This window comes from Neobacillus drentensis (genome assembly GCF_036965425.1).
In the GTDB taxonomy this organism is placed as follows: Bacteria; Bacillota; Bacilli; order Bacillales; family Cytobacillaceae; genus Neobacillus; species Neobacillus drentensis_F.
The window spans coordinates 10,948-23,351 of sequence record NZ_JBALPP010000128.1 but is presented as its reverse complement, the minus strand read 5'-3'; the positions used below and the strand labels follow the sequence as shown (position 1 = coordinate 23,351).

General features: G+C 38.2%; 10 protein-coding genes and 1 pseudogene. All 11 read left to right on the top strand.

The genetic code is table 11. The annotated features are described in order from the left end of the window. The first annotated feature begins 211 nt into the window (after positions 1–211). The gene (locus V7161_RS25840; RefSeq protein WP_335715678.1) at positions 212–1,786 is read left to right on the top strand and encodes an AMP-binding protein; all 1,575 of its coding nucleotides are present in this window, start codon (positions 212–214) and stop codon (positions 1,784–1,786) included. Between the two features lie 93 nt (positions 1,787–1,879). Then, the gene (locus V7161_RS25835) at positions 1,880–3,187 is read left to right on the top strand and encodes an MFS transporter (protein ID WP_335715677.1); all 1,308 of its coding nucleotides are present in this window, start codon (positions 1,880–1,882) and stop codon (positions 3,185–3,187) included. A gap of 82 nt (positions 3,188–3,269) precedes the next feature. Then, a complete protein-coding gene (locus tag V7161_RS25830) occupies positions 3,270–4,406 on the top strand; it encodes a thiolase C-terminal domain-containing protein (RefSeq protein ID WP_335715676.1) in 1,137 nt (378 codons plus the stop codon). Between the two features lie 2 nt (positions 4,407–4,408). Beyond that, positions 4,409–4,720: a Zn-ribbon domain-containing OB-fold protein gene (locus tag V7161_RS25825; RefSeq protein WP_335715675.1), complete on the top strand. Its 312-nt coding sequence runs from the start codon at positions 4,409–4,411 to the stop codon at positions 4,718–4,720. Between the two features lie 182 nt (positions 4,721–4,902). Further along, the gene (locus tag V7161_RS25820; protein WP_335715674.1) at positions 4,903–5,886 is read left to right on the top strand and encodes a hypothetical protein; all 984 of its coding nucleotides are present in this window, start codon (positions 4,903–4,905) and stop codon (positions 5,884–5,886) included. Between the two features lie 51 nt (positions 5,887–5,937). Next, a complete protein-coding gene (locus V7161_RS25815; protein ID WP_335715673.1) occupies positions 5,938–7,464 on the top strand; it encodes a hypothetical protein in 1,527 nt (508 codons plus the stop codon). Between the two features lie 42 nt (positions 7,465–7,506). After that, the gene (locus V7161_RS25810) at positions 7,507–8,232 is read left to right on the top strand and encodes a CBS domain-containing protein (protein ID WP_335715672.1); all 726 of its coding nucleotides are present in this window, start codon (positions 7,507–7,509) and stop codon (positions 8,230–8,232) included. A gap of 66 nt (positions 8,233–8,298) precedes the next feature. Beyond that, positions 8,299–8,835, top strand: a pseudogene (locus tag V7161_RS25805) (RCC1 domain-containing protein); the annotation flags it as partial. A 226-nt stretch (positions 8,836–9,061) separates the two neighbouring features. After that, the gene (locus tag V7161_RS25800; RefSeq protein WP_335715670.1) at positions 9,062–10,258 is read left to right on the top strand and encodes a class I SAM-dependent methyltransferase; all 1,197 of its coding nucleotides are present in this window, start codon (positions 9,062–9,064) and stop codon (positions 10,256–10,258) included. Positions 10,259–10,426: 168 nt separating this feature from the next. Further along, the gene (locus tag V7161_RS25795) at positions 10,427–11,164 is read left to right on the top strand and encodes a DUF2161 domain-containing phosphodiesterase (protein WP_335715669.1); all 738 of its coding nucleotides are present in this window, start codon (positions 10,427–10,429) and stop codon (positions 11,162–11,164) included. A gap of 588 nt (positions 11,165–11,752) precedes the next feature. After that, positions 11,753–12,316 carry a hypothetical protein gene (locus V7161_RS25790; protein ID WP_335715668.1) on the top strand — a complete coding sequence of 188 codons (564 nt, stop codon included), beginning with the start codon at positions 11,753–11,755 and terminating at the stop codon, positions 12,314–12,316. Positions 12,317–12,404 lie beyond the last annotated feature (88 nt).

The window sequence follows — 12,404 nt, the reverse complement described above, 5'->3', positions numbered from 1 at the left end:
ATTCAATACTATTAGATAAAAAAAGATCAGTCGTTAAATATATCTAATTTTATTATAATTTTGAATATTTAAAAAATATATTGACGATACTAAGTCGGTTATATAAAATAAATTACAGACTATAGTCTGTGAAATTTATTTTTAGGTGAAATGTAACCGCTTCATCCGAGATGAAGAGACGAAATTTAGAAACGAGAAGGGGGTAAAGTCTATGGATATTGTCGGCAACAGGACGTTACGAGAGTTGTTAAAAGAAAAAGTAGAAATGAATCGTGATAAAACGTTTCTTCTGTTTGAGGATCAAGAACAAAAAAAGTTCGGGCTAACCTATAGTGAATTTGCTGAACAAGTGAATCGTCTAAGTAATGTGTTCCTACAATTTGGGGTAGTGAAAGGCCAACATGTTACCTTGCATTTGCCTAACTGCCTCGAGTTTATGACTTCCTGGTTTGCACTTGCCAATATTGGAGCCATCATGGTTCCAACCAATATTTTGTCCTCTGGAGATGAAATGGAATATATCCTGAACCATTCAGAGTCCGTTCTTCTAATTACAGAAGAAGAGTATTTGGACAAGTTTATCAGTAATCGTCAAAATCTGCCGTATCTAAAAGAGATTTTATTAGCACGCTACGAAAAAGAAGAACGTGAAAAGCAAAATTTAAACCGCTTGATTGCCATTGCCAGCTCAGAGACTCCTACTATTCCTCTAGACTCAGAAGATGTTGCGGCAATGCTTTATACTTCTGGTACAACTTCAAAGCCAAAGGGCGTTCAAATCACTCATGCAAATTATATTTATACTGGTGAGCTAATGTCGAAATCCATTCGTTTGACTCCAGATGATCGGCAATTCATCGTTCTACCATTGTTCCATGGTAATGCACAGTATTATTCTACGATGTCAGCCCTTGTGGTCGGAGCAAGTATTGCCTTTACAGAAAAATTTAGTGCATCCAGGTATTTTAAACAGGCTATTGGTTTCGGAGCAACAGTTGGCTCCCTGTTTGCTGCTCCAATCCGAATGATTCTTGCAAAAGAATTTGACCCCGCTGATCGTCAAAACTCCTTAAGGGCTATTTGGTTTGCTCAATCCGTTTCGGAAGAGCAATTAAAGAGGTTTGAAGAAAATTATCAAGTCAAATTATTGCAGATGTATGGCATGACAGAGACTGTAGGTGTCCCTTTGATGAACCCAATCGATGGAGCGCGTAAAAACATGAGCATTGGGAATCAAACCATGGGGTATGAAGTAAAAATCGTCGATGAAAACGGTAATGAAGTTCAAAATGGTGAAACGGGACAAATCACCGTAAAAGGAATTCCGGGACGTACCTTGATGAAAGGGTATTTTAAAAACCCGAATGCAACGGCAGAGACCTTAAAGGATGGTTGGCTGTACACCGGTGATAATGCAAGATTAGGAGATGACGGTTACTTTTATTTTGTGGACCGTATTAAGGATATGATTAAGCGTGCAGGAGAAAATGTTGCTGCTAACGAGGTTGAAAGTGTTCTTGCTGACCATCCGGAAGTATACGAAGCGGCTGTCATAGGAATCCCTGATGAGATGCGTGATGAAGCCATTATCGCCTATGTGATTTTAAGAGAGAACTCTTCCATTTCAAAAGATGAAATGATTCTTTATTGCCGTGAAAGATTAGCAAAATTCAAAGTACCCGATACGATTGAATTCATTGATGAGTTTCCTCGCACCTCAGTCGGTAAAATTCAAAAGCACATTTTACGAAAAAATCACCTTGAGGCAGCTCAAACATTCAAATAGCCATAATTTTATTTATTACAGCTATTATTCCTATTTATCTATAGAAAACATTTAATCTTATTCAAAGCAGATATTGCTGAAAGGGGTAGCTTTATGAACAAAGCTCGTGTTCTATTTGCAAGTGTTTCTGGGTCAGTCATTGAATGGTATGATTTTTATTTGTATGGTACTGCTACTGGATTAGTATTTTCCAAGCTCTTTTTTCCAAGCGCAGATCCTGCCATCGCACTTCTTTTAGCTTTTGCAACATTCGGAGTGGGTTATGCAGCGAGGCCAATCGGCAGTCTGATTTTTGGCCATTATGGCGACCGTTTGGGAAGGAAAGCCAGTCTCATGTTAACGCTGCTAGGAATGGGAGGCAGCTCCTTGCTTATTGGTCTCGTTCCGACCTATGAACAGGTTGGACTCTTAGCCCCTATTATTTTGGTTCTCCTTCGTCTGATCCAGGGAATTGCCCTTGGAGGGGAATGGGGAGGAGCTGTTTTATTGGCCACTGAATATGCACCAAAAGGACTTCGTGGACTGTATGGCTCCGTTCCTCAACTCGGTGTCCCATTAGGGTTAGTGCTTGGGACGTTTAGTTTTACCTTTATTAGTTCCTTAACGACAGATGCTCAATTTTTGGCATGGGGCTGGAGGGTTCCGTTCCTTTTTAGTGCAGTACTCATTGTTTTAGCGCTTTGGATTCGAAACGGTATTGAAGAGACACCTGCTTTTAAGAAGCAGAAAGAAAGTGGGGAACTAGCAAAGGTTCCCGTTGTCGAAACCTTTCGCAACAATGCGAAAAGCGTCTTTCACTTAATTGGTTTGAAGCTTGGTGACGGAATGTTCAATGTCTTTTCAATGTCTTTTATTCTTGTCTACGCCACTACTCATTTAGGTTACTCTAGAGAAGTTGCCTTAACAGGTGTCACAATCGGCTGTGCCACCATGATTATTACGATCCCGTTAATTGGTTATCTTTCCGATTTTATTGGCAGAAAGATTATTTATATCAGCGCGTTAGTTGCGTTCCTCGTTCTTGCGATTCCTTACTTTAGCAATATTTCAAAGGGACCTGTTTCTTTCTATTTTATGCAGGTCATACTCCTAGGAGTTGTCTGGGCGGCGATCTTTTCAACACAGGGAACCATCTTTTCAGAACTGTTTCCTGCGAAGGTACGCTATACTGGGTTATCATTCGGTTACCAGGTTTCCGCCGCGATTGCCGGTTTTGGACCAATGATTTGGACACCAATGCTAGCAAAGTTTGGACCTTCTCCAATGGCCTTTGGGGGATTAATGATGGCCGGGTTTGCCTTTTCTCTCATCCTCTCTTTCTTTGTGCCTGATACGAGAAAGATTTCGAAGTATGAGGATAGTCATGTAAAACCAATTAATAATAAGAAAATATCAATCTAATAAATGTTAGAGAAATTCCATCAGTGTTCATCCGCTGATGGAATTTTAATAAAAAAATAATTGCCCTGAGGGAGAGTACCAAATGAATAAAGTTGCAGTATCTGGATTGGGGATTACCCCATTCGGGAAACATGAAAACACCTCAATAAAAACATTACTAATGGACGCTTGTCTAGATGCATTAAGGGAGGCAAACTTCCCTAAAATCGATGCGGTTTATATCGGAAATATCATGTCCGGTTCTTTATGCAATCAAGAAATTTTAGGAGCTATCACAGTGAATGATTTAGGGTTGGGGTCTATCCCAGCTGTTAAAGTAGAGGGGGCTTGTGCATCAGGTGGCATTGCTTTTCGACAGGCATTCCTAATGATTCAAAATGGTGAATATGAAAATGTTTTAATAGCAGGTGTAGAGAAAATGAAACATGCCACAACTGAGGAATCGACAAGGGCCATAAATGCGGCAATGGATAATGACTCGAATGAAAAACATGCCGGATTGACTTTTCCAGGTTTTTTTGGCATGCTGGCAAATCGATATTTTTATGAAACGGGAGCATCCAAAAAGCATTTAGCAATGGTAGCTTTGAAAAATCGAGAGTACGCGATGAACAATCCTATTGCACAATTTAAAAAACCGACGAGTTTGGAAGAAATTATGAATGCCAGGATCATTACTGATCCTCTAGGCCTTTTTGATTGCTCCCCCACAACAGATGGTGCTGTTGCAATTGTCCTTTCAAAAGGAGAAAAAGGGGTAATAGTTCGGGCATCCGCACAAGCTTCTGGTAGGACCCAGTTGCAGGAGGCAGAGGATATATTAAGTTTTCCGGCGATAAAAGAGTCAGCGAATCGTGCCTATCACATCGCTGGACTTGGTCCTGAGGATATTGATGTAGTGGAGTTGCACGATTGCTTCTCGATGACTGAAATAATAGCCATTGAAGAACTGGGCTTTTTCAAAAAAGGTTCCGGCTGGGAAGCAGTAGAGCTGGGTCTAACAAAGCACGGAGGAAAAGCACCTGTGAATACAAGCGGTGGTTTGCTGTCTAAAGGGCATCCAATTGGGGCGACCGGTCTTGCACAAATCTATCAAATTGTTTCCCAGCTTCGCGGTACAAGCTGCAATCAGGTAGAAGGAGCAAACATTGGATTGGCTCAGAACCTAGGTGGAACGGGTGCCTATTCAACCGTCCATATTTTCGAAGGGGTGAACTAGTCATGGAATTGATTCAAGTATATGAATGTGCCCGGTGTGAAAAACAGTTTGTCCAACGTAAATGGATTTGTCCAAACTGTAAAAATAACGAATTTCTTAAAAAGAATATTAGTGGTGAAGGAAGGGTTTTTTCCCATACAACGATCCACGTTTCCACAAAGGAGTTTTCACATCTCACCCCTTATTCAGTTGCTTTAATCGAATTATCTGAAGGACTTCGAGTGACTGGACGGGTAACAGATCAAGTTGCAATTGATGATAAAGTAAAATGCATTTCATATTTTGACAATACTTATGTATTTGCAAAATGTTAAGTGCAGAAGGTTTACTCACGGACCGTTTCCTTTTGGAAACGGCTTTTTTTAAAATTTGAAAATTAGTATGATAGTAGTGTTATTTTGGTAATAACTAGTGCATTGAGCCTGTTTTCCTACTATAATATAAACATTAAAAAACTAAACTTTATAAATATTGCTACAAAGAAAGGGTATAAACGATGGAATTAGAACACAAAAACGATAACTATCAAAAATTTATTTCTAAAGAAGTTTTCCAACACTATTCAAATGGATATGATTCATTACAAGTCGGTCAATATTTTGCTGCTTCGGTTTGGGCAAGTGTGTTCTTAGAGGCATTTTTAGTTGAATTACTAAACAGATTTGAACTTTCTCAAGCCAGTGGGAATGATTTAAATTCTAGAATTGATAGATTAAAAGGCGCATCTGATATCATCCCGGATGAAATTCATAAACGTTGTCATGAAATAAGATCTCAAAGAAACCGATTAGTCCATGATACAGGATTGGGAAAAAACACGTTAGAACAAGACGCGGTTAGTATTTATTCTCATCTAGAGGTGATCTTAGACTGGTATTGTAAGAAGGTTTCTCCTTTTGATGATACCGGCGGCAACGAACCTGATCCTTTGGATTTAGAAAAGGATAAACGAATTCCAGTATTTCTTAGTACGCTTAATCCTGATAACGAACGCCAGCGTTTCTTTTTAAATGGATTTAAGGATAAATTGAAATCAATTGGTATCGAACCGGTTCAGTGTGAATTCGGCTATTATGATTGGAAAGACCCCTTAAAGGTAGTGAGAAATAAAATTTCTGAATGTCGAGCAGTGATTGTATTAGGGCTTGAGAGAAGTAATGCCTACTACATAAAAGATAAAGAAGGGTCCAAAAAGGAATCCATCGACACACATCGTAAATATACCTCCGGCTGGCTGCACCTCGAGGCAGGGATGGCGTCTGCCATGGGAAAAGAGGTATTTGTTCTTTGTCAGAAGGACATATATAGCGACGGGATTTTTGACCGCTCTTGGAATACTTATCCGGTAATGGAGTTCAAGCTTCTTGACGAAGATTCCAGAGAATTCATCATGTTTTTTGAATACTTGAATGCATGGGTTAAAGTAAACCAGGAAGAAATTGAAAAAGAAAATACAGAACTGGAAAAAGTGGGTAAATAGTAAAATTACTATTTAATGTAGAATAGAGTATATTCGGAGGTTGATTTTAAATTGCTGTTGTCCTATGAAGTTCAAAAAGAAACAGTTTTAAATGTAAATCTAAATAAAAGTAAAACCGCGTTTATCATTCCGTTCACGTTAAAAGATGATTATAAACAACTTCATGAAACGCTTATCAATAGTGACTGGGATGTTCCTAAAAAGGTTTCAAGGAAAAATATTTTAGATCATGTTAAAAATCTCATTCAGTTTGATGATGATAGTTTTGGAAATGGTACCATTGGAAGAGAATACACATTAAAAGATGAATCAAGAGAAAAATATAATCTTCCTCAAAATGCATCCCACAAGTTCTATCTGTTAACGAAAAAAGGAGAATACATATTCAAGGTTCCCAAGGTTTCCTTATATCTTTTTGAAACGAAAGTCGGCTTTTTGACATTTGAAGTCACGCACACAAATAAAAATTTAGATCAAATTATCAGCACCAATTATTATATTAAACACCTGCACCATCTTTATAAATCGCAATTATTGGATCAAAAGGAATATTACTTAACCAGAAATAGTGCTGAGATTCACTCTGAGAATTTGGAAGATTCTCAGAGGACCATGTCCAGTATCGCCATGAATCTATTGGAACCGATCAAGGTAGACCGCTATTTTTCTTCTGAAAAAAATGAGCCGGAAAGTGCCATTGTTTACAATTCAATCATGCTCGATGAAACGTTTGAAGAAGTGGATGATAAGGAAAAGCTGCTTGGAGAGTATTTATTTAAGTTAAGAAGATCCTTTAAGGAATCTTATAAACCAGCTTCTAAAGAGCTCATGCTTGATGAAAATCCACAAATCATCCAGTTGTTTGACAACAGTTATTGGGGCGTTTCTTTGGAAGGATTGACGAATGTTGTCCATTTGACAAAGGATGATGTGACCAATGAATTTTTTAATGGAAATTACCAGTCTAACCTGGCACAGTCTTACTTTTACATTTATATCATCGCCTTGCATCAACGTTATGCTCTTTTGGCATTAAATTCAAGAGCGCAAGATATGCCTCAATCTGAAAAATTGAGTGCAACTGAATGTGAAAAAATTCAAAAGCTGCGTAAAGAAATCAATTATTTTATCCTTAGGAGCTTTTTTAAGCATGTATCAAGCATCACGCATCAGCAGGCATTATATGAAAGAATAGAAAAATGTCTGCAGATAGAGGAGTTGAAGCAGGACCTGCATCTAGAGCTGGATGCTTTATCCTCCGTTGCAGAGCTGCAGCAGGAGCTGCAAAGGCAGAAGGATAAGGATGAACAGGAACGAAAAGCAAATTTGGAAGTCCTACGTAAGGAAAAACATGCAGATACTTTTTTACTCTGGTCGACTGTTTTTGTTGTTTTTTCCGCCATTACGGGAACCTGGTCTGTACTTGCTGATTTGTTTATCAAATCAAAAGAACCGATTTTCCATTACTCAGCCAACAAAGTCATGCTGTACATCTCGATTGGTTTAATTCTTTTAGGAATTGGTGCTTTTGTTAGTGTGAAAAAGAAGTGGAAGACTATAGAAAGTTCTAATAATTAAATTTAAAATATTGATATTTTGAATGAGGAGATTACAAGATTTATGAGCTTGATTAAACAAGAGCATTATTTGTCAGAGCGTTTTGAGGTTGCCTTTAACCAAATTCACGAATCTTTAAAATCGATCGTAAAATTGAATGATGATCGGTTTAAGGTACTTCTTGATATTGGTGCGAGAAAACATCAAATAATAGACAAATATTATGACGAACTTAAACAATATGCTAAACTTAGAAACTCGCTTGTGCATGATAAAAAAGAACTCGGTTTTTATATTGCTGAACCCCACGAGGATGTAGTTAAACACATTGAATGGATTTCAACCATTTTTAACAAACCGAATTACGCCCTTTCTATTGCAACAAAAGAAGTTATTTACTGTGACATTGAAGATAGTATTTTATTTATTCTGCAAGCCATAAAAGAGCATGGATATTCACAATATCCTGTTTATCAAGATAACAGATGTGTTGGTTTATTGAAAACAGGAGATATTGTCAATTGGATGGCTGGTAATATCATTAATACGATCGTGGATTTAACGGATATTAAGATTGGGGACATATTAAGAGATGTGAAACATCATCCCATCGAGTTCGTCCCAAAATCAATAGACATTTTTTCAATTGAGGATATCTACGAGAGAAAGCATAAGGAAAAAGTGGAATTAGAAGTAGTTATCATAACAGAAAATGGAAAATCAGATGAAAAACCACTTGGTATGGTCACTGCTTGGGATTTAATCGAGATTGATTATATGGTTGATTAAATAAACGTTAAGGTTTATCACTGAATCATAAAACCATACAGTTGCTTATATTCAAGGAGGAAAGACATGGATTACATTTCACCAATAGAAGAGGTGTTAAAGGTGAAACGGTGGCCCAAAGAAACCATAGCGGCGGGGCGTCGTCATACCGTTGGGCTTAAATCGGACGGCACAGTGATGGCTGTGGGTGATAATAAATATGGCCAATGTGATGTAAGCGTTTGGCGCGATATTGTGGGTGTCGCGGCAGGCACTGTTCATATGGCGACGAACACGGGTAATGCTCATACAATTGGGCTTAAATCGGACAGTACTGTGGAGGCCATGGGTTGGAATAAGCATAACCAATGCGATGTAATCGGCTGGCGCGGTATTATGGCGGTTGCGGCGGGTAGTAAACATACCATCGGCCTTAAATCGGACGGTACCGTGACGGCTGTGGGTTGGAATGAGTATGGCCAATGTAATGTAAGTGATTGGCGTGATATTGTGGCGATTGCGGCGGGTTGTGCCCATACCGTCGGGCTTAAATCGGACGGCACGGTGCTGGCAGTGGGTGATAATGAATTTGGCCAATGCGATGTAAACGACTGGCGCGGCATCCGACTGCCCGGCCTTGTGTAAAGATATTTTTAATGGACTGAACGGTAATTCCGATCAGTCTCTTTTTTATGTTCAAATGGTTTTATCATAATAAAAAACTTTCAATACTTGATATTACAAAGAAATTTTTTGAAAAATCAACAAATACCTATTATAATAAAAATAACTATTTTTAAGACCAAGTCCTAATATGTAGTAATAATATTACAAAACTGGAGACCAAAGCATGCCAATCGAGACGAAACAAAGAAAACCAAGTATTTCAGCCTATTATAAGACACTGAGAATCAAGGACTGTAAAAGCAAGCGCAGCTATTGGAAGCACGTTAAGGGAGTAGATTCAGTCTTGGCCGAGGAACTTGAACCGTTACTTAGCCGTGAGAAGCAGGGGAACTTTTATGAGGTAAAGAATGCTACATTGCCTTTCAGTTTGGCAGTGGAATCATGGACGATGTCCTATCATAAGTCTATCCTGACTTGGATTAACCAGCAAAAACAACTGAAGCCGAAGCGAATTTTGGAAATCGGTTGTGATAATGGGTTATTGGCATGCTGGTACGCTACTCGTTTTCCAGATGCGGAGATTATTGGAATTGATCAGTCGGAGAATGGAATCCAGTGTGCCAACGAGTTGGCTAAGGAGCTCGGACTTGCAAATGTGAGCTTTTATCGAATCGATTTTTTGGATTTAAGGGAACGTTTTTTGATGAATTCTATTGATCTCATTATATCTGTGCGAACCTTTCATGAGATTATGGGGCCTATATTCTTCCCAAGGTATTGGTCCCTGCAAGATTACTTGAAGGAAAATCCAACCTATAAAAACTGGAGATATTTACAAATAGTCGATGATTTGTTAACTGCGGATGGCAACTATCTCTCTTTTGAGCGATTGGAAAATCCCGCAGATCTTGGGAAGTGGGCGAATTCACTAAACCTAGCAAACCTCCATGTCCAATGGGATAAATGCGACATTATTGATTATAATGAGTTTGGAACGGACAAGTGTTCTCCGATAGTTGTGGTGTCAAAAAGGGAGACAGGATTAGCAACCCTAGAAGGTATGGAGTGCCTTTATACGAAAGATCATTCAATAGTATTAGAGGCCGGGAAATCTTACAGCGGGGCAAACGCTGAGATTGCCTACCATCGGTTGGGGCAGAAAACATTTATATCAGGCTATTATCTGGATGTGCCCAACCACTGGCATGTGTTTCGATTTGAAATTTGGGAGACGAAGAGTTTTCTGCTTGTCTATAGTTATGGGAACATGGGGCATCGTTTTTTGGATATTCTTCCTGCCGGGGCATACGAAGATGCCCAATCGCTGATAGAGGAAGTAATGGGGCAGTTTAGTCACTTGGGACCAATGGTTCAGTATGATAATTTAGAAGACAATAAATATATTATGTTAACTGATTAACCGCATTTAAGATCTAAAGTCTTGTACCCGGTATGATCCAATCATTTTTGGAGGAGATACCGGGTATTTTTATAGAACGTAAAAAGATAAATCCTTTTCCAACAACAATTTTTAAGTTAAATTTATTATTAATTAGGAAATACGGTTTGAATTGGAAGGTGATCGTGTATGAAGGAAACAAAAAAGCTGCAAGAAAAAGATTTGTATAAACCAATTCAGACATTTTTTGTAAAGGAAGGCTATGAGGTTTACGGTGAAGTAAAAGATTGTGATATAGTTGCCGTTAAAGATGAAGAGTTAGTCATTATCGAATTAAAGCTTACGTTAAGTGTTGATTTACTTATCCAGGCTGCTAAACGTCAGCGGATAACGGATCAAGTTTATATCGCCATTCCAAAACCAAAGCATCGATTGAATACTAAACGCTGGGCAGAAAAATGTCATTTAATTAGAAGGCTGGAGTTAGGATTAATTGTGGTTTCGAGCCCAGGAAAACGGGCAAAAGCAGAAGTCATCCTTCACCCAGCTGCGTTTGACCGGCGTAAAAGTATGGGGCAAAGCAAGTTAAAGAGAGAAGCTGTTTTGAAGGAAATCAATGGGCGAAGTGCCGATTTCAATGTCGGCGGAAGCAATCGCACCAAAATCATGACAGCCTATAAAGAAAAATGTATCCAAATTGCTTGTTACCTACAGCAATTAGGTCCCTTATCACCTAAAAACTTAATCAAAATGGGCACTGGAGACAAAACTTCATCCATTCTCATTCAAAACTATTACGGCTGGTTCGAACGAATCAAGAGAGGGATCTATGTCATAAGTGAGAAGGGCAGTGACGAAATAAAGGAATATCCTGATCTTTTGAAATATTATTTGAAAGATAGTTTAAGTGACGAAAAGTTAAAATAAATTTTCTATAAATCCAAGATTTGAGGTATAAAGGTGTTATCTATAAAGGCTATTGCGGACTCGAAACTGACAATATAGCGCAGCCGTGTCCTTAATAAGGGCTCTTGCAGACTCAAAACTGACAAAATAGTGCTGCCGTGTCCTCAATAAGGGCTATAGCAGACTCGAAATTGACAAAATACCACAACCGAGTCCTCTATGGGGCTATAGTGGACTCGGACCTAAAAAAATAGTGCTTCAAGGTCCACTATATGGGCTATAGCAGACTCTGACCAGATAAAATATCACAGCTGTGTCCTCTATATCAGCCACGTTCTCCGATTCCCTCGATCAATCATTTCCCCTCTAGTAAGGCAACAGTCAAGCTCCATTAGAGTGATCCAGGCAATGTCGAAATTGTTGATCCGCCGCGACATTTATTTTACTGTAATAGGACTTTTTGATTAAATATTGTGAAAAATGTGGATTTTTGGAGGAATAAGCAGGATTTTTGGTTTTTATAAAGGAATATATTAAATACAAATAATAGATAAAAAGTAGTGCAATATTTTTCATCAATTCTATCAAGGTTCGAAAGAAGGTATACGAATGATTGAAAATTTCTTTGCTGACTATAAAAAGTTTATTGTTGTACCGGAAGATGAAAAGCGATTGGTGAATGAAGTTTTTGACCCCAAAAATTTTGCAGCCTATTATATCCTAACTCTGTCTATTTTTGATTCTCGTTTAGCGACCTGGAGAGATGCAAGTAAATTTGATATTGATATTGAAAAAAGCATCAAAACAGTCCTGAAGGATTTTAATCAAAATCAGCGTGAGAATTATCACCTTCAATTACTAGAATTAGATAAGTTTAAAAACTATTTCATTCTGGCCTTATCTTCTAAAACAAAATTTAATCCAGGGGAAGAAAAGGACCGAATCTCTTTTATTATTGATCGACTGCTAACGAATCCTTTTTACGTAGCCCAAAACTGGTTCAATCTAATTGGTGAGAAAGGAAAAGTGGAACGTAAACTTTTTTGCTGCTCTTTTAAGGAATATACAGCGGAAGACAAAAAGGATGAAGGATATGAAAACATCAGTGAACTAGTCCCTAAACATGGAGAGATTAAGCTGATAAAAAACTCACCAAAAAGAGAGATACTTTAGAATTAGGCTTCCTTTGTGGAAGCTTTTTTTGTTTCTTTCTAAAATTCTATACCGATATTTGGAAATAATATAATATATCAATGTTATT